The following is a 20,606-nucleotide window of genomic DNA, read 5'->3' on the forward strand; positions in this document are numbered from 1 at the left end:
CTCCCCACCGACGACGAGAGACAGGAAGAAGGATCAGATGAAGACAACCGGTGCTCTTCTGCGCGAGCAGAAGGCCCCGTTCGAGGTGACCGAACTCGAACTGCGGGAACCCGGCCCGGATGAGGTGCTGGTCGATATCCGGGCGAGCGGGGTCTGCGCCTCGGACGCCCACACTCGCACGGGCCGGATCCCGTCCCCGCTGCCCGCGGTGCTGGGACACGAGGGCTCGGGCGTGGTGCTGAGGACGGGAGCGAATGTGACCCACGTCGCTCCCGGAGATCACGTCGCGCTGTCCTGGATGCCGAGCTGCGACACCTGTCGTCACTGCCGGGCCGGCCGGCCGGTGCTGTGCACGGCGGCGGCCCCGTACCTGCTCGCCGGCACGCTGCTCGACGGCAGCACGAGCCTCCGCCACGAGGGGAGGGCGGTCCACCAGTACTCGTTCCTGTCGACCTTCGCCGATGCCGCGGTCGTACCGAAGAACAGCGCCATCAAGGTGGATCCGAGCGTTCCCTTCGAGGTGGCTGCGCTGATCGGATGCGCGGTCTTGACCGGGTACGGCGCAGCCGTGAACCGCGCGGGCGTCACACCGGGGAGCACCGTGCTGATCTTCGGCGCCGGCGGGGTGGGGCTGAGCGCGATCATGGGGGCGCGCGTCGCGGGCGCCGCGCAGATCATCGTCGTCGACCCCGCGGAGCACAAGCGAGCGGAGGCGCTCGGCTTCGGCGCCACGCACACCCTCTCGAGCGACGACGACGTGGTGGCGCGGGTGGCCGAGCTGAGCGACGGCTTCGGCGCGGACTTCACGATCGACGGCGTCGGCGCGCCCGGCATTCTCGACACGGCCTTCCGGGCCACCGTCAAGGGCGGCACCATCGTCTGCGTGGGCATGCCCGCCCCGGGCGCGCAGTCGTCGATCACCGGTCCCGCTCTCGTGCGGGACGAGAAGATCGTCACCGGGAGCCTGTACGGCTCGTCGGTACCGCAGCGCGATGTCCCGATGATCGCGGAGCTCTACCGTCAGGGGCGTCTGCCGCTGGACCGCCTGATCACGCAGCGATACCGGCTCGAACAGATCAACGAGGCGTTCGACGACCTCGAGGCCGGGCGGCTCAATCGCGGAGTGATCGTCTTCGACTCCGTGCGAGCGGACGATTCCCGCTCGACCAACGACACACATCTCCAGGGAGGAACCCACGCATGAGCAAGCTGCTCGACGGAAAGATCCGGATCGGCGAGTCATTCGTCAGCCGAGGCGCCAACGCGGCGCATACGAATGTGATGCTCGGCTCCAACACCGCGCTGGCGGCCGCCTGGTCGTCCATTCTCGGTTCCCCGAAGGCCGGTCACGTGCCGTTCATGTGCGTGCTCGAGCCGAACCGACCGGTCTCGCCCCCGACGGTCATCGTCAACAAGGCCGCGATCGAGAACGACTTCCACGGGAATCTCCTCTGGGGCGCCGTGCAGGCCGGGGTCGCACGCGGAGTGACCCGGGCGATCGCGGACGGATTGCTGACGCCGGAGGAGGCGGAGGGCTCGGTGCTCGTCTGCGCCGTGTGGGTGAACCCCGCGGCGGACGATGAGCGACTCATCTTCGAACGCAACGACACCGCGGTGTACGAGGCGCTCGAACGCGCGATCCGGGGCCTCCATCGGGCGGAGGAGAACGTGGCTGCCATCGCCGCCATCCACAACCCGTTCTTCGATCCGCGTGACGGCGCCGCCGAGGAGGGACGATGAGCATGGGTGAATCGATGATCGCCGTGATCGACGGCACGGCGGTCCGCACCGGGCTGTTCCTCGACGGCGAGTGGGTGGCGGCGGGTGCGGGGGGCACCTTCGGCGTCTTCGATCCGGCGACCGAGGAGCATCTCGCGGACGTCGCCTCGGCCACCCCGGAAGACGCCATACGAGCGCTCGACGCCGCGAGTCGTGCGCAGAAGGAGTGGGGGAGGACCCCGCCCCGTGAGCGCGCCGAGCTGCTCCGACGCGCCTTCGCGCTGATCGAGGAGCGCCGCGAGCAGTTCGCCGCCGTGCTCACCGCAGAGATGGGCAAGCCTGTGACCGAGAGCCTGGGCGAGGTGGCCTACGGCAACGAGTTCATGCGATGGTTCTCCGAGCAGGCCGCGCACGTGAACGGCGGCTTCGGACAGAACCCGAGCGGGCAGACGAACATCGTCGTCTCCCGGGAACCGGTCGGTCCGAGCCTGCTGATCACGCCGTGGAACTTCCCGCTGGCCATGGGCACCCGCAAGGTCGGCGCCGCGCTCGCGGCCGGCTGCACCGTCATCATCAAGCCGGCGGCGCTCACGCCGCTCACGATGGCGCTGTTCGTGCAGGCGCTGAGCGATGCCGGGGTGCCGCCCGGCGTGGTCGGACTGCTTCCGAGCGAGCGGGCGGGGGCGATCTCGTCGGCGCTGATGGCCGATGCGAGGCTGCGCAAGGTGTCGTTCACCGGGTCCACCGCGGTCGGGTCGATCCTGCTGCGCCAGGCCGCGGAGCATGTGCAGCGCTCCTCGATGGAGCTGGGCGGCAACGGTCCGCTCGTCGTGCTGGGGGACGCCGACGTCGATGCCGCGGTCGAGGGCGCCCTGATCGCGAAGTTCAGGAACGGCGGCCAGTCCTGCGTGGCGGCGAACCGCATCATCGTGCACCGGGATCTCGCGGAGCGCTTCACGGACGCCTTCGTCGAGCGCGTTCGCGCGTTGCGTCTCGGGGACGGGCGGGAGGAGGGAGTCGATATCGGGCCCATGATCGATCGTGCGCAGCGGGATCGCGTCGCCGAACTGGTGGACGGCGCCGTGGCGCAGGGCGCCACGGTCCGGGTCGGCGGGGCCGTGCCGGCGCGCACCGGCAGCTTCTACCCTCCGACCGTGCTGACCGGGGTGTCTCCCGAGAGCACGATCTGCAACGAGGAGATCTTCGGCCCGGTGGCCACTGTCACCGTCGCGGCCTCGGACGAGGAGGCTCTCCGGTTGGCGAACGACACTCCCTACGGCCTGGTCGCGTTCGTCTTCTCCCAGGGGATCGAGCGGGCGCTCTGGGCGGCGGGAGAGCTCGAGGCGGGGATGGTCGGCATCAACCGCGGACTCGTCTCCGACGCGGCGGCTCCGTTCGGCGGGATCAAGGCGTCCGGACTCGGGCGAGAGGGAGGCGACGCGGGCATCGAGGAGTACCTCGAGACCAAGTACGTGGCCATCGGAAAGTAAAGTGGTTCTGAGTGGGGCGAGGTGAAGTTCAGGTGAGTGAGTCCAGTGCGGAGCGGGTTTCCGCGAGAGAGCGCCCGGTGTCCCCGAGCATCGGGATCGCGTTCCGGGTGCTCGACGAGCTGGCCGACGCTCAGCGCGAGCTCTCGGCAGCCGAGATCAACGCGGCGCTCGACCTTCCGAAGTCCACGCTGCATCGCATTCTCACCTCGCTCGAGCTCGAAGGCGCCGTGTCGCGCAGTGCCGCGACGCGCCGGTACTCGCTGGGAGCTCGGCTGAGCCGCTACGCGGCTCAGCCGAGCAGCAGCCGCCTGGTCGCCCAGTTCATGCAGCTCGCCGAGGCGTTCGTGTCGAAGTACGACGAGACCATCCAGCTCTGCACCTATGAGAACGGGATCGTCACCTTCATCGCGTTCGTCGAATCGGCGCAGCCGGTGCGGCTTCGGTGTCGAATCGGCCGTCAGCTCCCCGTCCACACGACCGCTTCGGGAAAAGCACTGCTCGCCTTCAGCGCGCCGGAGACCCTGCAGGGCTTTCTCGACGCGCATCCGGTGCTCGAACCGCGAACGCCGGACACCATCACGGATGTGGGAGAACTCACCGAGCAACTTCGTCGAGCGCGCGAGACCGGCTACGCGACGGAGTCGCAGGAATCGTCACGGAATCTCTCCTGCATCGCGGCACCTGTGCGCGACGCCGACGGTTTCAGCATGGCCGCGGTTACGCTCTGCCTGCCGAGCAGCGGCCTGCGCGGCGATGACCTCTCCCGGCTCGTGCCGCCGCTGCTGGAACTGACCGGAGAACTGGAGGCGGTGCCGGTCGCCCCCCGCGTCGTCGGGAGGTCGTGAACCGTCTGCGTCTTCGGGACCTGTGGCGCGGCGGGCGGCGGGAACCCGAAGCTCACGAGGTCGAGTGATCTTGAAGCGCCCCGCCGGAGGCGACCAGGGTTCGGATGAACTCGACCACGGCGCCGATCACGGGATTGGACTTCCGGCCCTCCCGGTACCGCAGTGATACGTGCCGCACGCCGAGGCCCGGGAGCTCATGCAGCTCGACGCCGGCGAGCGTGCGCTCCCGGGTCGTGAGCAGCGGCAGCAGCGCCACGCCCTCTCCCGCGGCGACGAGGGAGAGGGCGCTCTCGTGGCTGGTGTAGCGGTGCGGTGCGGTCGCCGAGCGAGGCAGGTGCTTCCGAACCCTGCTCACCGCCCGCGCCGCGCCGGTCTGGGCGTCGACGTCCAACCACGGAAGGCGCAGCTCGTCCAGGTCGATGACGCCCATGGCGGCGTGGGTGCCGGCGGGTGCCGCCAGCACCCACGGGTCATCGAAGAGGGCCACCTCCTGGACTCCGGGACCGCTCGCCGTGGCCTCCTCGGACTCGTCGGACTCGATCGCGATGATGTCGAACTCGGCGGCGCGCAGCCCTCGGAGCAATGCGGGTTGGGAGACCTCGGCGATCTCCAGCCGGACCCCCGCGAGACGGGAGGGCCAGAGGGGCAGCGCAGGGCTGAGCACCGCGCTGATGAAGCTCTGAAAACCCCCGAAACGCACCAGTCCGCTGGGGAGCTCGCTGACCGCGCCGACTCGCAGGGCCGCTTCGTTGATCTCCCGTTCCACGTTTTCGGCGAGTTCGATCAGCTCGCGTCCGGCGGGCGTCGGCAGAATGCCGTCCGGTCGCCGATCCATCAGCGGAACCCCCACTTCGGCCTCGAGCCGCCTGAGCTGCTGGGAGACCGCCGAGGCGGTCAGCTTCATGGCATCCGCGGCGGCGAGCACGCCCCCGCTCCGAGAGATCTGCAGAAGATATTGGAGCCGCGAGACATTGATCCTCATATTTAGAAATTCTAAATGCCTGATGTCAAAAGATTCGATTGTACTGCATGAATAGCAGGCTTGAAGATGGTGGGAAGCTCCTCCGCGAGCAGGCCTCCCGAGGCCGCGGAGAGCGCGCAGCGTGAATGGCCTCTACGATCCGGCGAAGGAGTTGCGTTGGACGAGTTCATCGGTGGCGTCCTCGGCTGGACGGGCACCCTGGGGACGTTCTCCGCCTACGTGCTCATCTGGCGCGGATGGACGGAGTCGACCGGCCGACGGTACCTGCTGCTCAACGCCGTTGGCGGGTTTCTGGCCTCCGCGGGGGCACTGGCCTATGGCGCCTGGCCCGCCGTGATCTCCAATCTGGTGTGGGGGCTGATCGGGGTGCAGGGCCTTCTCACACCCGTCTGGCGCAGGAGCGCGCCGTCGCGGGACGACGCGCATCTCGTCCCCGCCGCCGCGGCTTCGTCGCGGCCGTCGACCGCGTCTCCCGGGGAGTGGAACCCGAGTGTCACGGATGCCTCGGCCATCAGTCTGCCCTGGCTCCTGCCCGCGAGGGACGAGGAAGCCGGGCATCCGACCGCGCTCGCGGCACCGGATGCGGCCCCCCGCAGCTGAGAATCCAGGGACGCGTGCCGCCTTCCCGGGCGCCTCATTCGAGGCCGCTGAAGCCCTCCGGGACCGTCGCCTCGGACGCGCTCAGGAAGCCCGCCCCTGCGTCGCGCCCGCAGCGGGAACGATCGGCGGAGTCTCGACCGCATCGGGGAGATCGTGGCCCATGCGGTCGCGCTTGGTCTCGAGATACGCCAGATTCTGCTCGGTGACGCCGACGAAGAGCGGCACCCGTTCCGAGACCTGCACGCCGTGCGCCTCCAGCTGCGCCACCTTGTCGGGGTTGTTGGTGAGCAGGCGCACCCGGGTGAGTCCGAGATGGGCGAGGATCTCGGCCGCGGCCGTGTAGTCGCGGGCGTCGGCGGGCAGGCCGAGCTGCAGATTCGCGTCGAGCGTGTCGGTGCCGCTCTCCTGCAGCTGGTAGGCGCGCAGCTTGTTGGCGAGACCGATGCCGCGTCCCTCCTGGCCGCGCAGGTAGACGACGATGCCGCCGCGCTGCTGCACCAGGTCCAGCGCGGCGTGCAGCTGCGGGCCGCACTCGCACTTCAGAGAGCCGAACGCCTCACCGGTGATGCACTCCGAGTGCACGCGCACGAGGGCGTCGTCCCCGGGGGCCTCTCCGCCGGGGCCGTTCGCCACGAGGGCGAGGTGGTCGACGCCCGAGCGGCGATCCCGGTAGGCGCGCATGCGGAACGGCCCGTGCTCGGTCGGCACCAGCGTGTCGGCCTTCAGACTGACCTGGCGGTGGACCGGCCGGGTCTGCGGTTCAGCCGGGGCGCCGGCCGGGTCGTGCGCGTTCAGGTAGGCGATCAACTGCTCGATGGTGATGACCGGCACCCCTTCGGCCGCGCCCAGCTCGATCAGCCCGGGCAGCCGCATCATGTCGCCGTCCTCGGCGACGATCTCGGCGATCATCGCCACCGGCCGCAGGCCGGCGAGCCGCATCAGCTCGACTCCCGCCTCCGTGTGGCCCGCCCTGGACCGCACCCCGCCGTCGACGGCTCGCAGCGGCAACACGTGGCCGGGCCGCCGCACGTCGGTGGGCACGGCGTCCGGGTTCGCGAGCGCCCGCAGGGTGGTCGTGCGGTCGCGGGCGCTGATGCCCGTGGTGACGCCCTCGGCCGCGTCGACCGTGACCGTGTACGCGGTGCCGCGGACGTCCTCGTTGCGCTCGACCATCATCGGCAGGTCGAGCTGATCGGCGACCTCGTTCGACATCGGCGCGCAGAGCAGGCCGGACGAATGGCGCACCGTCCAGGCGACCCACTCGCTCGTGGCGAGCTGCGCCGAGAGGATCACGTCGCCCTCGTTCTCGCGGTTCTCGTCGTCCGCGACGATCACGGGACGACCCGCCCGGATCGCGGCGATCGCCTCGTCGATGTCGGAGATGCCCGGGCCCGAGGGCGTCGAGGGCTCGGCGGGGCCGGTGGTTCCGCTCATGCGGGGGCTCCTTCGTTCTGGGATCCGGTGGTCTCGTGCGGCGCGAGCGCGGCGCCGTGATCGTTCGCCGGCGCGCCGGCGTGCGGGAAAGCGAGCATCCTGGCGACGTGGCGGGCGAGGATGTCGGTCTCGAGGTTGACGCGATCGCCGGGGACGAGCCCGCCGAGCGTGGTGGAGGCGAGCGTCTCGGGGATCAGCGACACCTCGAACCAGGGGTCGGGATCGCGGGCCTCGGAGATCGCCGACACCGTGAGCGAGACGCCCGACAGCGTCACCGAACCCTTGTCGACCAGCAGCGGGGCGAGCTCGCGGGGCAGCGCGAAGCGCAGGCGCCGCCACGCGTCGCCGTCGTCCACGGAGCGGAGCTCCGCGGTGCCGTCCACGTGCCCCTGCACGATGTGCCCGCCCAGGCGGCTGTCGACCCGGGCCGCCCGCTCCAGGTTGACGCGATCCCCTGGGCGCAGGGACCCCAGCGTCGACATCCTGACGGACTGCGCCATGACGTCGGCGGTGAAGGTGCCCGGACCGGCGGCTCCGCGCTCGATCACCGTCAGGCAGACGCCGGACACCTGGATCGAATCGCCGTGACCGGCGTCGCTCGTGACCACGGGCCCGCGCACGGCGAGCCGCAGCGAGTCGCCGACCGCCTCCACGGCGACGATCTCGCCGATCTCCTCGATCAGTCCGGTGAACATCATTCTCCTCCGATTCCGGCGATGCGCGGGATTCGCGCTCGCACGAGCAGATCCTCGCCCAGTCGTTCCACGACGGCGCCCTCCAGCCTCATGATCCCCTCCATGGAGGGGATGCCCAGATCGCCGAGCGCGAGCCGCGGGCCGCCGAGCAGCGCAGGGGCGACGTAGACCAGCACCTCGTCGGCGAGCCCCGCCGCGAGGAACGCGCTCGCGATCGTCGGCCCGCCCTCGACGAAGAGGCGCTGCAGGCCGCGCCGCCGCAGTTCTTCGACGTGCGCGGCGAGATCGTTCCCGTCGAAGCGGAGGGGCGCCTCGAGGCCGTGCTCCCGCAGCGCGGGGTGCCGGCGCACCCGGCTCTCCGACGGGATCGCGCGCCGCCCGAGCACGACGGGCAGCGGCTGCTCCGCTGGCGGCACCAGCGGTGCGCCGTCGGCGGCGCGCGCCGTCAGCTCGGGGTCGTCGGCGAGGAGCGTGCCGGTGCCGACGAGGATCGCGTCGGCCTCCGCCCGCCGGCGGTGCACGTCGGCGCGGGCGTGCGGACCGGTGATCCACCGGCTGCTGCCGTCCGCGGCGGCGGCGCGGCCGTCGAGGGTCTGCGCCCACTTGACGACCGTCCACTGCCGGTGCGGCTTCTCCTGAACCGACAGCCACGGTGCCAGCAGATCCTCGGCCTCGTCGGCGAGCAGACCGGAGGCGACCTCCACCCCGGCGGCGCGCAGCGACTCCGCTCCGCCCCGCGAGACCCGGCCGGGATCGTCGAGGGCGTAGGCGACCGCGCCGATCCCCGCCTCGATGAGCGCCCGGGCGCAGGGCCCGGTCCGGCCGGTGTGGTTGCAGGGCTCCAGGGTGACCACGGCCGTGAGCTCGCGCTCCCGCCCGCGCCAGCCGTCCGGAAGCCTGCCGAGCGCGTCGGTCTCCGCATGGGCGGTCCCGGCGCCGCGGTGCCAGCCCTCCGCGACGATGCGGGCATCCGGGTCGAGCAGCACGCAGCCGACCTGCGGGTTCGGATCCCCCGCCGGGGAGCGCCGCGCGAGCGCGAGGGCGCGGCGCATCGCATCCTCCAGCAGCTCCCGGTCCAGCACGACGTCCCTCTTCCGATGCGCGACCGGGGTGCTCGGAGGCTCGCATCCGCGAGCGATCCGCGTTCCTCTCATCCGGACTCGCGCGCGGAACCTCCCCGCGCGCATCACCGTCGGTACCGGAATTCCACCGGTTCGGCCCCGCGGATACGGGGTTCGTGGACTGTCACCACCGGTCTGGATTCTCACCAGCCCCGGAACACATACTCAACACTAACCTCATCTCGCCCGATTTATTCCTGGAAGACGACACGGAACGTCGTTCCCGAGACCGGCGACCGCCGCACGGGTGCGGGGTCACACGCCCTGGAGCCCGCCCGAGATCGTGTTCATCGTCAGCACGATGATGAGCGCGTTGAAGAAGAAGCCGAACGTGGTGTGCCACACGACCGTCCAGCGCATGTGGGAGTCGATCACCTGCACATCCGTGACCCCGAAGGTCGTTCCGTTCGTGAACGCGAAATAGGCGAAATCCACCTGCCTCGGAGTCTCGGTGCCGGGGAACACCATCGGAGGCTTCCCGGGCAGGCGGTAGTACCTCGAGTAGTAGATGCGGGCGTATCCCCAGTGGAACAGCGCCCAGGAGACCAGCATCGCCCACACGGCCGTCAGCTCGTAGAACATCAGGTGATCCGGATCGCTGCGCATCAGGATGAGGGTGATCGCGGCGGAGAGGCCGACGAGGCTCGAGCTGAAGGTGACGACCATCGAGATCCAGCGGATCAGCGGGTTGCGTCGCAGCCGCCGCAGCGCCGGCGGATCCTCTCCGCGGACTCTCACTCCGATGCTCAGGAGCAGTGCGGTGACCGACAGGTACAGCGTCGCGATCATGCACCAGAGCAGCAGGCGCAGGCTCTCGGCCTCGTCGCCGTCGTCGGTGAAGAGGTACTCGACGCCGATCCAGACGAGGAGGAACTGCACGAGCAGGCCGAGGGCCTCCCCGAAGACGACGACGACCGTGCCGAGGAGCCGGGTCCTCGGCAGCGGCGGCACGGTCACCTCTCACTCCCGGCGCCGGGGGCCGCGGCGCTCGCCGCCGAGCTCACGAGGTCGCGCAGCGTCGCGTCGGGCAGGTAGGCGCGGGTGAGCGCGATCCCGATCCGCGGCAGGTCGCCCTCGTCGCGGTAGAGCAGGTGCAGGGGTTCGGACCGGGGGTTGAACTTCTGCTTGAAACGGTGCAGCGAGGCGAAGCCGTAGAGCGGCTCGATGAGGCCGGCGATGCCGTCGAGAACCTGATCCACCGGCCCGGCGCCCGTCTCGGAGGAGCGCACGAGCGGGGCGCCGGAGAGCGACACGAACGCGTAGCCCTGCTCGGCGAAGTGCTTCGCGGAGGAGGCGATGAGGAACTCCATCACCGGCCCGAAGCCGCCGTCGCGCCGACGCATGAGATCCAGGGTCCAGCCGACGACGCGCCCCTCGCCGCCGTACACGGGCAGCCACGAGGTGATGCCGTGCAGGCTGCCCTCCGCGTCGACGGCGATGCCGACCCAGACCTCGGGGTCCAGGGCCTCGTCGACGGTGCCCAGCGTGAAGCGCATCTCGGGCAGGCCCTTGTCGCCCGTCCACTGCTCGGAGATCGCGCGCACCTGCGCGAGCACGTTCCACGGCTGCTCGGCCAGCCGGACCATGCGGAACTCGATGTCCTCGCGGCCGGCGCGGTTCATCGCGGTGCGGACCGCGCCCCAGGCCTTGCCGGTGAACTGCAGCCCGGGCAGGTCCACGATCGTGTCCTCGGCGATGACCACGGAGCGCCAGCCCTCCGGCCGCTCCTCGGCGATCCCGGCGCTCGTGGAGAAGGCGCAGGGGATCAGGCCCGCCTGCTGAGAGGCCCGGGCGAAGTGCTCCAGCGCGCCGCGGTGCGACCCCCGCGGCGCGATCGGGTCGCCGAGCAGGATCGCGACATCGGCATGGGTCTGGAAGGCCAGCGCCCCGTGCTCCGCGGCGGCATGGCTGTTGCCCTCCCAGGTGGTCATCCACGAGATCGTCCCGCCGCCGAAGCGCCGCAGCCGAGCCGTCGCCTCTTCCCGGCTGAGCCCCTCGGCGGCGAGTCGGCGCCGCGATCTTCGCAGGGGCACGCGGAAGGCGCCGCGGCCCACCACGATGAAGAGGAGCATCGCGGCCCAGAAGAGCGCCGGCGTGAGGAGCACGCCCAGCAGGTCGCCCGGCGCGTCGATGAGGTCCTCCTCGACCAGCAGCGGAAGCAGCGCGAGGCCGAGCGCCGCGGTGAGCAGGTTGTACGCGGCGAGCAGGATCGTGCCGAGCCAGGCGATCCAGTAGCCGCGCCGCACGCCGTTCGCGACGAGCGCGATCACGACGACGTCGACGGCGACGTCGATGAAGGAGGCGGTCGGATGGTTGCTGCCGAGCGGGCCGTCGTAGGGCACGATCAGGTCGAGCACCTGGATCGCCCCGATGGCGATCAGTCCGGCGAAGGCGATCAGCCGCCACTCGCGCACGCTCGGGCGCCCGGAGGGGTGCCGGAAGGCCGGGATCCAGCCCGCGGCGAGCAGCGCCGCGACCATGGTGACCGCGTGCTCCAGGTCATGCAGACGGCCGAGGTAGAGCACCGAGATGCCCACCCAGATGATGACCGCGATCCGCGCTCTGAGGCGCCACGGGGCCGGCAGCGTCGCGATCGCGAAGACGAGCGCGGCGAGCGCGCCGCACGAGGGCCCCACGTCGAGCGTCTCGGCCAGCCGCGCCGCCCAGGGCCAACCGGTCTGCGTCAGCAGTGCGAGCAGCCCCGCGGTGACGAGGACCCCCGCGGCGTGCCCCGCCGCGAAGAGCCCGGAGGCGCGCAGCGAGCCGAAGCGCCACTCCGCCCACCCGAGGCCGCCGATCAGCAGCGGCGCGAGGGCGAGATAGACCCAGGGGCTGTCGACGAAGAAGGGGGAGGTGAGGATCGTCCACCAGCGCCCGTCGGCGAACGCCGGGAGCCCGGTCGCGACCCGGTCGAACCAGGGCTGTTCGGACGCGGGCGCGAGGATCGAGCCCGTCGCGATGCCCACCGCGAGCATCGCGAGCACGAACAGCGCCGTGACGGGCACGCGGCGCAGCAGCGCGAGCACGCGGTTCGCGCGCCGCTCGGTCGTCTCCGGATCCTGGGCGTCTTCGCGGGTGGTCTGCGCGGCCATACCGCAAGTTTAGGCGCGCCGGGAGGACGGCGCAGCAGTTTCGGCTCGCGTGCGCCCCGGCCCCGTCGTCCCGCACCCGCGGGCGGCACCCGGCAGCCCGGCACCCGGCCCCCGAGCGTCGCGGGTGCCCGGTTGAGGACCGGGGGCGGGCGCCGTGGTCAGCGGCGCAGCAGCCCCATGGCGTCGTAGACGCGCGCCAGGGTGCGACCGGCGACGTCGTTCGCGCGATCCGCGGCGGCCGCGAGCAGGCGATCGAGCTCGGCCCGGTCGTCCAACAGCTCGTTCGTCCGTTCGCGGACGGGCGCGAAGGTCTCCTCGACCACCTCGGCCAGCCCCTTCTTCAGATCCCCGTAGCCGCGGCCGTCGTACTCGCTCTCGATGGATTCGACCATGCGGCCGGTGAGCACTGAGTAGATCGTGAGCAGGTTCGACACCCCCGGCTTCGCGTCGCGGTCGAAGCGGATCTCGGCGTCCGCGTCGGTGACCGCGCGCATGATCTTCTTCCTGGTGACGGAGGGAGCGTCGAGCACCTTGACGAGCCCCGCCTCGCTCTCGGCGGACTTCGACATCTTCGACGCGGGATCCTGCAGGTCGTAGATCTTCGCGGTGCCCTTCTGGATCTGCGCCTCGGGCACGGTGAAGGTCTCGCCGAAGCGGTGGTTGAAGCGCAGGGCGAGGTCGCGGGTCAGCTCCACGTGCTGGCGCTGATCCTCTCCCACGGGCACCGAGTCGGCCTGGTAGAGCAGGATGTCGGCCGCCATCAGCATCGGATAGGTGAAGAGGCCCACCGAGGCCGCATCCGCGCCCTGCCGCTGCGACTTGTCCTTGAACTGGGTCATCCGGCTGGCCTCGCCGAAGCCCGCGAGCGTGTTGAGCACCCAGGCCAGTTCGGTGTGCGCCGGCACGTGCGACTGCACGAACAGCGTCGACTGCGCCGGGTCGATCCCCGCGGCGATGTACTGGGCCGCGGTGCGGCGGGTGCGCTCGGCCAGCTCGGCCGGATCCTGCGGCACCGTGATGGCGTGCAGGTTGACGACGCAGAAGAAGGCGTCGAAGCTCGACTGCATCTGGGTCCACTGGCTGAGCGCGCCGATGTAATTGCCCAGGTGCAGCGAATCGCTGGACGGCTGCATGCCGGAGAAGATGACGGGTCTGGTGTGCTGGGTGGCGGGGGAGGTCATGGTGCTGGTTCCTCGGATTGGCCGTTCCCCGGGGCCGAGGCGGCCCCGGCATCGTGGTGGCGATGCGATGCATCGCCGTTGTCGCGGGAGACGTGTGGTGGTGGGGGTGCCCTAGGCGGTGTAGTCGACGACCACGGGCGCGTGGTCCGACCAGCGCTCGCCGTAGCTGGCGGCGCGGTCGATGCGGTAGTCGGCGACGCGCTCGGCCAGCGCGGGCGTGACCACGTGGTAGTCGATCCGCCAGCCGGTGTCGTTGTCGAAGGCCTGGCCGCGGTTCGACCACCAGGTGTAGGGGCCGTCGATCTCGCCGTGGAAGCGGCGGCCGACGTCGATCCAGCCGAAGCCGGGGCCCTCGGTGCCGTCGACGCCGGCGACGATCTCGCCGCGGGGGCCGAAGAAGCGGTCGAAGTAGGCGCGCTCGCGGGGCAGGAAGCCGCTGCGCTTCACGTTGCCGCGCCAGTTCTTGATGTCGAACTCGCGGTGTCCGACGTTGAAGTCGCCGACGATGGCCACGAGCTCGCGCTCGTCGGCCAGCTCGTCCATCCGGGTGCCCATCGCGTCGAGGAACGCCCACTTCGCCTCCTGGCGCGGGGTGTCGACCTCGCCGGAGTGGGTGTAGTTGCTGATCACGGTGAGCGGCTGCCCGCCCAGCTCGAAGTCCGCCTCCAGCCAGCGGCCGGAGGACTGGATGGCCTCCTGCTGATCGGCCGGGCCGAGGCCGACGCGGTGGGTGCTCGCGGGCACCCGGCTCGCGATGGCGACCCCCGCCCGGCCCTTGATCTGGCAGGGGTCGTGCAGGATCTGCCAGTCCCGCGTCTCGAGCGTGCCGAACAGCTGCTCGAGGTGGGAGTCGTCGGCCCGCACCTCCTGCAGCGCGAGCACGTCGACGCCGCGCCGGTCGAGCCACTCGCCCATCCCCTTGCGGAATGCGGCACGGATGCCGTTGACGTTGACGGAGGCGATGCGCAGCGTGTCGGCCATGCCCCCGATTCTACTTCGCGGCGCCGACATCCGCAGGCCGCGGGTCGCCGGCATCGGTTCGGGCTGAATCGGCCCCCCCGGGAACAGCCCGCGGCTCGGGCTGAACTTGTGCTTCGGGCTGATGCACCGCCGCGAAACAGTCGGCCTGAACTGCGATCTCCTCCAGAACTGCCGCCTGGAGCGCGAGGCATCGGCCCGAGTCGGGACCGGCGCCTATCGCCCGATCGCGATGCCGCCCGGTTCCGGCGGCAGGAGCGCCGCGACCGGCACCTCCGGCACCTCGGCCGGCGCGACCAGGGTGCGCGGCCGCGGGTCGGCCGGCGTGCCCGGGTTCGACTCGCCCTTCTCCAGCTTGCGGCAGGTGAACGCGGTGATCCCGGCGGCCAGGGCCGGCCGCTCCCGGCTGAGGCCTTTCCGCACGCGTTCCCGGTGCAGCCGCGCGCCGAGCCCCCGCGCGTAGTCCTGCCAGCGGTCCTCGTCTGAAGCGCGTCGGCCCATCACCCGAGGGTGCGCGAACACGCACTTTCACGTGCGCATGCATACATGCTGTCCTCGGCGTGGTCGTCGTGCTGTGAATGCGAGCTCAGAGGAGAGACGCGGATGCGGGCATTGCTCGGGCTCCTGCAGATTGCCGGTGGCATCGCCGGTCTCATCGCCCTGTTCAACGGCCGATGGCTTCCTGGTGCTCGGCGCCTGGGGCGCAGCTCTGATGAGGCTCGGACGCTGATTCGAGGGGACGAACGAGCGGCTCGAGGGCGGCTTCCGCGTCAGCGGGCGAGCCCGCTGAACCCCACGGCTGCGCAGCATCGTGCTCGTGAGAGTCGAGCACCCGGGCTTGCCGGGTGGACCCGAAGCGCCCTGTCAGCGCCGTGAAAGGGCGACGGGCGCCCAATCGCGAGAGGCGAGGCCCTGGGGAGGCCGTGGGGAGGATAGGCTCGGGGCATGCACCGAGGCACCGCGGACCACGTCGTCGCGATCGACCAGGCACCAAGGCGCTCGAGACGAAGGCCCGGTGGGCCCTCGTGCGCCGTAAGCGCGGGCACCGATGGAAACGCGACGCGTTTCCATGTGGTCGCGAACCGCCGCGCAATGCGGCGCATCAACTCGCTCGGCTGCGGTGGGTGGAGCGGATGAGCATGGATCACATCCTCGCAATCGACCAGGGGACGACCAGCACCCGGGTCATCGTGTTCGACCGCGAGGCGCGTCCCGTGGCGAGCGCGCAGCGCGAGCACCGGCAGATCTTCGAGCGCCCGGGCTGGGTCGGGCACGACGCCGGCGAGATCTGGCGGACGACCGAGGCCCTGCTCCGCGAGGCGCTGGCGAAGGCCCGCATCGCGAGGGATCGGATCGCGGGCGTCGGCATCACCAACCAGCGCGAGACCGTCGTCGTCTGGGACGCCGCCACGGGCGAGCCCGTCGCCGACGCGATCGTCTGGCAGGACACCCGCACGCAGCCCATCGTCGACGCGCTCGCCGCCGAGCCGGATCCTGCGACGGGCGAGCCGTTCGGCGCGGAGCGGCTGCGATCCATCACCGGGCTGCCGCTGGCCAGCTACTTCTCCGCGGGCAAGGTGCGCTGGATCCTCGACGAGATCCCGGGCGCCCGCGAGCGCGCCGAGCGGGGCGAGCTGCGTCTCGGCACGATCGACTCCTGGCTGATCTACCAGCTGACCGGCGGGGCGGCCGGCGGCGGCCTCCACGTCACGGACGTGACCAACGCGAGCCGCACGCAGCTCTGCGACCTCACGACGCTCGACTGGAGCGAGGAGGCGCTCGACGTGTTCGGCGTGCCGCGCTCGATGCTGCCCCGGATCGTGCCCTCGTCCGGCGCGATCGGCGCGGTGCGCGGGGTCCCGGGGCTCGAGGGCGTGCCGATCGCGGGCGTGCTCGGCGATCAGCAGGCCGCGACCTTCGGCCAGGCCGCCTTCGCCCCGGGCGACGCGAAGCACACCTACGGCACCGGCGGATTCCTGATCGTGAACACCGGCGGGCGCCCGGTGCACTCCGACAACGGGCTGCTCACGACGATCGCCTACCGCCTGGGCGACGCGGCCCCCGTCTACGCCCTCGAGGGCTCGGTCGCGGTCGCAGGATCCCTGCACCACTGGTTGCGCGACAACCTCGGCCTCTTCCGCGACTCGACCGAGATCGAGGGCCTCGCCTCGAGCGTGCCCGACACGGGCGGCGCGTTCATCGTCCCGGCGTTCTCCGGTCTCTTCGCCCCCCGCTGGCGCCCGGACGCGCGCGGGGTCATCGTCGGGCTCACCCGCTTCGTGACCCGCGCCCACCTCGTGCGCGCGGCCAGCGAGGCCTGCGCCTACCAGACCGTCGAGGTGATCGACGCGGCCGCCGCGGACACCGGCGCGCCGCTCGCGGAGCTGCGCGTCGACGGCGGCGGATCCGCCAGCGACATGATGATGCAGTTCCAGGCGGATCTGCTGGGCATCGACGTGGTGCGTCCCGAGAACCTCGAGACGACGGCCCTGGGCGCGGCGTTCGCCGCCGGTCTCGCGACCGGGGTCTGGGGCTCCACCGGCGAGCTGCGCGGGCTCGTGCGCGAGGGCCGGCGCTGGGCGCCGCGGATGCGCGACGAGGATCGCGAGCGTCGCCTGCGGCTCTGGAACCGCGCCGTGGAGCGCTCGCTCGGCTGGGTCGACGACGACACCGCCGCCTGACCGCGGCGGGGTCGTCCCGCCGAGCGGCGAGATCCCGCGCACGAAGGAGGATCCCGCTCGCGAGGAGGAGGCGCCGATGCGGGCCGTTCGAGGGGTCTCGGAGCCGAGGGCGGCGTCGGAGCGCCGTCTCTCGTTCTCTGCCACGAGAAGGGTGCTCCGGCACGAGAGGCGGGCTCCGCGACCGCTGCGGAGCATGACGGTCGTCGCGCTGGGTGCTTTTCGTCGGCCGACCATCGGAACGGAGTCGCGTCCGGGGGCGGCGCCGGTCGTGCCCTAGGCTGGCCGGGTGCAGAGCTCCGAAGCAGAACCCGACGGCGGCAGCGGTTCGGATCCCGAGATCAGACCCTGGGCCGCGCTCTGGTCGATGGTCCTCGGCTTCTTCATGATCCTCGTCGACACCACCATCGTGTCGGTGGCCAACCCCTCGATCATGGCGGCGCTCGACACGACCATGACGGCCACCCTGTGGGCGACGAGCGCGTTCCTGCTCGCGTACGCGGTGCCGCTGCTCATCACCGGGCGGCTCGGGGATCGCTTCGGGCCGCGCCGCCTGTATCTCTCCGGGCTCACGGTGTTCACGCTCGCCTCGCTCGCCTGCGGGCTCTCGCCGACGATCGAGGCGCTGATCGCGGCCCGCGTGTTCCAGGGGCTCGGCGCCGCGATGCTGACGCCGCAGACGATGGCCGTCATCACGCGGATCTTCCCGCCGCGCACCCGCGGATCGGCCATGTCGATCTGGGGCGTCACCGCGGGCGTCGCCACCCTCGTGGGCCCGATCCTCGGCGGATTCCTGCTCGGCGCCGCCGGCTGGGAGTGGATCTTCTTCGTCAACGTCCCGGTCGGCGTCGTCGCCTTCGTGCTGGCGTTCCGCTACGTGCCCCGGCTCGATACCCGCGCCCACCGCTTCGACTGGTTCGGCGTGGCGCTCAGCGCGCTGGGCATGTTCCTGCTGGTCTTCGGCCTCCAGGAGGGCGAGAGCTTCGCCTGGGGCGTCATCTGGGGGCCGATCACGGTGTGGGGGCTGATCCTGTCGGGCCTCGCGGTGCTCGCGGTGTTCGTGTGGTGGCAGCGCGCGCAGCGCGGCGAACCGCTGCTGCCGCTCCGCCTCTTCCGGGATCGCAACTTCTCGGTCGGCGCGGCGACGATCACCCTCGTGGGCCTGGGCGTCAACGCGATGTCGCTGCCGCTGATGTTCCACTTCCAGCTCGTGCGGGGCCTCACCCCCAGCCAGGCGGCGCTGCTGATGGTGCCGATGGCGATCCTCTCGCTGCTGCTCGCCCGCCCGGTGGGGCGCTTCGTCGACCGGCGCGACGGGCGGCGCCTGGCGACGCTCGGGCTGCTGCTCCACGCCGTCGGCCTGGCGCTCTACCTGCTGCTGATGATCTGGGAGACCCCGATCGGCTGGCTGCTCGTGCCGAGCGCGGTGCTCGGCTTCGCGAACTCCTTCATGTGGGGCCCGCTGGCCTCGATCACCACCTACGGCCTCTCGCCGAGTCTCGCCGGGGCCGGATCCGGGGTCTACAACACCAACCGGCAGGTCGGCGCGGTGCTCGGCGCCGCCGCGATGGCCGCGCTGATGCAGGCGCGGCTGACCGCGGAGCTGGGCGCCGCGGCGGGCGCCGCGGGGCTCACCGAGGGCGACGGATCCGCGGGCGCCCTCCCGGAGTCCATGCGCGCGGGCTTCGCCGCGGCCATGGCCCAGTCGCTGCTGCTGCCGATCGCGGCCATGCTGCTCGGCATGGCGGTCACGCTGCTCTTCCGCCCGCGTCCGCCCGCGACCCGCAGCGTGCCGATCGTCACCCCGGGCTGAGGCGATCCCGGCCGACCCGCGATCCCGGTTGCGCCCTGAGCGATGCGGCGCCGCGGCGGCATCCGACGCGGTCTACTCTGTGAACCATGAGCATGGGACCGGGGATGGGCGGCGAGCGCCCGCGGGTGTCCGGGCGCGACTTCGACCGCCAGCGCGAGCTGAACAGTCAGGCGCCCGAGATCCCGCGCCTCGACGCGCGCATCGCGACGCTGTTCCGCCCCTACCGCGCGCAGCTCGGCGTGATCGTCGCCCTGGTGCTGGTCTCCGCCGCGCTCGGGATCCTCCCCCCGCTGCTCACTCAGCGCGTCTTCGACGACGGGCTCTTCCCGCCGGGCGGGGCGCCGGACCTGCCCGTGCTGGTGGGCCTCGTCGCGGCGATGCTGCTGATCTTCGCGGTGAGCTCCGCGCTCGGGATCGTGCAGACCCGCTTCACCGCGCAGGTCGGCAACCGGGTGATGGGCGACCTCCGGGTGCGCCTCTTCTCGCACCTGCAGTCGATGGAGCTGGGCTTCTTCACCCGCACCAAGACGGGGGTGATCCAGTCCCGGCTGCAGAACGACGTGGGCGGCGTCGCGGGGGTGCTCTCGAACACCGTGTCGAGCGTGATCGGCAACACGGTCACGGTGATCGCGGCCTTCGTGGCGATGCTGCTGCTCAGCTGGCAGCTCACGCTCATCGCGCTCGTGCTGCTGCCGGTGCTCGTGGCCGGGCAGCGCAAGGTCGGGCAGATGCGCGCGCGGATCGCCAGCCGCACGCAGGAGTCGCTCTCCGAGATGTCGGCGATCACGCAGGAGTCCCTCTCGGTCTCCGGGGTGCTGCTGGCGAAGACCTACTCCCGACAGAGCGCGGAGACCGAGCGCTACGCCGCGGAGAACCGGACCCAGATCGAACTGCAGGTGCGCCAGGCGATGAGCGGGCAGATCTTCTTCGCCGTCGTGCAGGTGCTGCTCTCTGCCGTGCCGGCCGTCATCTACCTCGTCTCCGGCTGGCTGATCGCCGAGGCGACGGGGCAGGGCCTCGACGCGGGGATCACCGCCGGCACGATCGTCGCCTTCACGACGGTGCAGGCGCGGCTGCTCTTCCCCATGATGGCGCTCATGCGGGTGGCGCTCGACCTGCAGACCTCGCGCGCGCTGTTCGCCCGCATCTTCGAGTACCTCGACCTGGAGCCGGCCATCGTCGACGCGCCCGACGCGGCGGAGCCCGCGGCCGAACCGCCGCTCGCGGGGACCGTGGAGTTCGAGCGGGTCAGGTTCCGGTACCCGGACGCCGCCCCGGACACGCGCCCCACGCTCGACGACGTCTCCTTCCGGGTCGAGCCGGGCGAGTTCGTCGCCTTCGTCGGCGCCTCGGGATCGGGCAAGACCACGATCGGCATGCTGATCCCTCGCCTGTACGAGGCGTCGAGCGGCGTCGTCCGCTACGCGGGCGACGACGTGCGCCGGCTGAGGCAGGAGGCGCTGATGGATCAGATCGGGGTCGTGACGCAGGACCCCTACCTCTTCCACGCCTCGATCGCGGACAACCTGCGCTACGCGAAGCCCGACGCCGCGGACGAGGAGCTCGAGCGCGTGGCGCGGCTCGCCAACATCCACGACACGATCGCCGCCTTCGAGCACGGCTACGAGACGGTGGTGGGCGAGCGCGGGTATCGGCTCTCCGGCGGCGAGAAGCAGCGGATCGCGATCGCCCGGGTGCTGCTGAAGAACCCGCGGGTGCTGGTGCTCGACGAGGCGACGAGCGCGCTCGACACGCTGAACGAGCGCGTCGTGCAGCGGGCGCTGGACGACGCGCGCAGCGGGCGCACGACGATCGCCATCGCGCATCGGCTCTCGACGGTCGTGGACGCCGACCGCATCTATGTCGTATCGGCGGGGCGCATCGTCGAGCAGGGCAGCCACGAGGAGCTGCTCCGGCTCGGCGGCGGGTATGCGGAGCTCTACGCGCAGCAGGCGTAGTGCACGCGCGCGCCGTGCCG

At 71.5% G+C, this 20,606-nt stretch carries 17 protein-coding genes and 1 riboswitch; of the genes, 8 read left to right on the forward strand and 9 right to left on the reverse strand.

What is annotated here, in order from left to right; all coding sequences use genetic code 11:
• Window positions 1-37: 37 nt before the first annotated feature.
• The 4 genes from J4H92_RS00095 to J4H92_RS00110 all read left to right on the forward strand — a co-directional run bounded on the left by J4H92_RS00095 (window position 38) and on the right by J4H92_RS00110 (window position 4,054).
• On the forward strand, window positions 38-1,204 hold the full coding sequence (locus J4H92_RS00095) for a zinc-binding dehydrogenase (protein ID WP_208094995.1): 1,167 nt from the start codon (window positions 38-40) through the stop codon (window positions 1,202-1,204).
• Complete coding sequence (locus J4H92_RS00100; protein WP_208094996.1) at window positions 1,201-1,740, forward strand: formaldehyde-activating enzyme; 540 nt, start codon at window positions 1,201-1,203, stop codon at window positions 1,738-1,740. The genes J4H92_RS00095 and J4H92_RS00100 overlap by 4 nt, the downstream gene beginning before the upstream one ends.
• Window positions 1,737-3,209, forward strand: a complete 1,473-nt coding sequence (locus tag J4H92_RS00105; RefSeq protein ID WP_208094997.1) for an NAD-dependent succinate-semialdehyde dehydrogenase — start codon at window positions 1,737-1,739, stop codon at window positions 3,207-3,209. The genes J4H92_RS00100 and J4H92_RS00105 overlap by 4 nt, the downstream gene beginning before the upstream one ends.
• A gap of 77 nt (window positions 3,210-3,286) precedes the next feature.
• Window positions 3,287-4,054 carry an IclR family transcriptional regulator domain-containing protein gene (locus tag J4H92_RS00110; protein WP_208094998.1) on the forward strand — a complete coding sequence of 256 codons (768 nt, stop codon included), beginning with the start codon at window positions 3,287-3,289 and terminating at the stop codon, window positions 4,052-4,054.
• A 52-nt stretch (window positions 4,055-4,106) separates the two neighbouring features.
• On the opposite strand, the gene J4H92_RS00115 is transcribed toward J4H92_RS00110, so the two are convergent.
• Entirely contained in the window at window positions 4,107-5,036 is a 930-nt protein-coding gene (locus tag J4H92_RS00115) for a LysR family transcriptional regulator (protein ID WP_208094999.1), read from the reverse strand.
• Window positions 5,037-5,192: 156 nt separating this feature from the next.
• Here J4H92_RS00115 and J4H92_RS00120 point away from each other — a divergent pair, with 156 nt between their 5' ends.
• Window positions 5,193-5,636, forward strand: coding sequence for a CBU_0592 family membrane protein (locus J4H92_RS00120; protein ID WP_208095000.1), 444 nt, complete (start codon window positions 5,193-5,195; stop codon window positions 5,634-5,636).
• 81 nt (window positions 5,637-5,717) lie between these two features.
• Here the strand turns inward: J4H92_RS00120 and ribB are convergent, their stop codons facing one another.
• The 8 genes from ribB to J4H92_RS00160 form a co-directional block, all read right to left on the reverse strand.
• On the reverse strand, window positions 5,718-7,070 hold the full coding sequence (gene ribB / locus J4H92_RS00125; protein ID WP_208095001.1) for a 3,4-dihydroxy-2-butanone-4-phosphate synthase: 1,353 nt from the start codon (window positions 7,068-7,070) through the stop codon (window positions 5,718-5,720).
• Window positions 7,067-7,765, reverse strand: coding sequence for a riboflavin synthase (locus J4H92_RS00130; protein ID WP_208095002.1), 699 nt, complete (start codon window positions 7,763-7,765; stop codon window positions 7,067-7,069). The genes ribB and J4H92_RS00130 overlap by 4 nt, the downstream gene beginning before the upstream one ends.
• On the reverse strand, window positions 7,765-8,817 hold the full coding sequence (gene ribD, locus J4H92_RS00135) for a bifunctional diaminohydroxyphosphoribosylaminopyrimidine deaminase/5-amino-6-(5-phosphoribosylamino)uracil reductase RibD (protein ID WP_243751836.1): 1,053 nt from the start codon (window positions 8,815-8,817) through the stop codon (window positions 7,765-7,767). Before ribD ends, J4H92_RS00130 begins: the two co-directional genes overlap by 1 nt.
• 86 nt (window positions 8,818-8,903) lie before the next feature.
• Window positions 8,904-9,050, reverse strand: a riboswitch (FMN riboswitch).
• Between the two features lie 91 nt (window positions 9,051-9,141).
• The gene (locus J4H92_RS00140; RefSeq protein WP_341782940.1) at window positions 9,142-9,843 is read right to left on the reverse strand and encodes a DUF1345 domain-containing protein; all 702 of its coding nucleotides are present in this window, start codon (window positions 9,841-9,843) and stop codon (window positions 9,142-9,144) included.
• Complete coding sequence (locus J4H92_RS00145) at window positions 9,840-11,978, reverse strand: bifunctional lysylphosphatidylglycerol flippase/synthetase MprF (RefSeq protein ID WP_208095004.1); 2,139 nt, start codon at window positions 11,976-11,978, stop codon at window positions 9,840-9,842. The genes J4H92_RS00140 and J4H92_RS00145 overlap by 4 nt, the downstream gene beginning before the upstream one ends.
• A gap of 158 nt (window positions 11,979-12,136) precedes the next feature.
• Window positions 12,137-13,159, reverse strand: coding sequence for a tryptophan--tRNA ligase (gene trpS, locus J4H92_RS00150; RefSeq protein WP_208095005.1), 1,023 nt, complete (start codon window positions 13,157-13,159; stop codon window positions 12,137-12,139).
• 111 nt (window positions 13,160-13,270) lie between these two features.
• Complete coding sequence (locus tag J4H92_RS00155; protein WP_208095006.1) at window positions 13,271-14,140, reverse strand: exodeoxyribonuclease III; 870 nt, start codon at window positions 14,138-14,140, stop codon at window positions 13,271-13,273.
• Window positions 14,141-14,353: 213 nt separating this feature from the next.
• The gene (locus J4H92_RS00160; RefSeq protein WP_208095007.1) at window positions 14,354-14,638 is read right to left on the reverse strand and encodes a helix-turn-helix domain-containing protein; all 285 of its coding nucleotides are present in this window, start codon (window positions 14,636-14,638) and stop codon (window positions 14,354-14,356) included.
• Between the two features lie 638 nt (window positions 14,639-15,276).
• Between J4H92_RS00160 and glpK the strand changes: the two genes are divergently transcribed.
• The 3 genes from glpK to J4H92_RS00175 all read left to right on the forward strand — a co-directional run bounded on the left by glpK (window position 15,277) and on the right by J4H92_RS00175 (window position 20,586).
• Complete coding sequence (gene glpK / locus J4H92_RS00165) at window positions 15,277-16,818, forward strand: glycerol kinase GlpK (protein WP_208095106.1); 1,542 nt, start codon at window positions 15,277-15,279, stop codon at window positions 16,816-16,818.
• 364 nt (window positions 16,819-17,182) lie between these two features.
• Window positions 17,183-18,628 (forward strand): DHA2 family efflux MFS transporter permease subunit, encoded by a 1,446-nt coding sequence (locus tag J4H92_RS00170; RefSeq protein ID WP_243751838.1) that lies wholly within the window; start codon window positions 17,183-17,185, stop codon window positions 18,626-18,628.
• An 86-nt stretch (window positions 18,629-18,714) separates the two neighbouring features.
• A complete protein-coding gene (locus J4H92_RS00175; protein ID WP_424960852.1) occupies window positions 18,715-20,586 on the forward strand; it encodes an ABC transporter ATP-binding protein in 1,872 nt (623 codons plus the stop codon).
• Window positions 20,587-20,606 lie beyond the last annotated feature (20 nt).

Origin of the sequence: Leucobacter weissii (assembly GCF_017565745.1) — a bacterium.
Taxonomy (GTDB): Bacteria; Actinomycetota; Actinomycetes; order Actinomycetales; family Microbacteriaceae; genus Leucobacter; species Leucobacter weissii.

What these genes read in the sequence shown, in the direction of transcription:
- J4H92_RS00095 (WP_208094995.1), top strand. Translation starts at nt 38, where the DNA reads ATGAAGACAACCGGTGCTCTTCTGCGCGAGCAGAAGGCCCCGTTCGAG.
- J4H92_RS00100 (WP_208094996.1), top strand. Translation starts at nt 1,201, where the DNA reads ATGAGCAAGCTGCTCGACGGAAAGATCCGGATCGGCGAGTCATTCGTC.
- J4H92_RS00105 (WP_208094997.1), top strand. Translation starts at nt 1,737, where the DNA reads ATGAGCATGGGTGAATCGATGATCGCCGTGATCGACGGCACGGCGGTC.
- J4H92_RS00115 (WP_208094999.1), bottom strand. Translation starts at nt 5,036, where the DNA reads ATGAGGATCAATGTCTCGCGGCTCCAATATCTTCTGCAGATCTCTCGG.
- ribB (WP_208095001.1), bottom strand. Translation starts at nt 7,070, where the DNA reads ATGAGCGGAACCACCGGCCCCGCCGAGCCCTCGACGCCCTCGGGCCCG.
- J4H92_RS00130 (WP_208095002.1), bottom strand. Translation starts at nt 7,765, where the DNA reads ATGTTCACCGGACTGATCGAGGAGATCGGCGAGATCGTCGCCGTGGAG.
- ribD (WP_243751836.1), bottom strand. Translation starts at nt 8,817, where the DNA reads ATGCGCCGCGCCCTCGCGCTCGCGCGGCGCTCCCCGGCGGGGGATCCG.
- J4H92_RS00145 (WP_208095004.1), bottom strand. Translation starts at nt 11,978, where the DNA reads ATGGCCGCGCAGACCACCCGCGAAGACGCCCAGGATCCGGAGACGACC.
- trpS (WP_208095005.1), bottom strand. Translation starts at nt 13,159, where the DNA reads ATGACCTCCCCCGCCACCCAGCACACCAGACCCGTCATCTTCTCCGGC.
- J4H92_RS00155 (WP_208095006.1), bottom strand. Translation starts at nt 14,140, where the DNA reads ATGGCCGACACGCTGCGCATCGCCTCCGTCAACGTCAACGGCATCCGT.
- J4H92_RS00160 (WP_208095007.1), bottom strand. Translation starts at nt 14,638, where the DNA reads ATGGGCCGACGCGCTTCAGACGAGGACCGCTGGCAGGACTACGCGCGG.
- glpK (WP_208095106.1), top strand. Translation starts at nt 15,277, where the DNA reads ATGGATCACATCCTCGCAATCGACCAGGGGACGACCAGCACCCGGGTC.
- J4H92_RS00170 (WP_243751838.1), top strand. Translation starts at nt 17,183, where the DNA reads ATGGTCCTCGGCTTCTTCATGATCCTCGTCGACACCACCATCGTGTCG.
- J4H92_RS00175 (WP_424960852.1), top strand. Translation starts at nt 18,715, where the DNA reads ATGAGCATGGGACCGGGGATGGGCGGCGAGCGCCCGCGGGTGTCCGGG.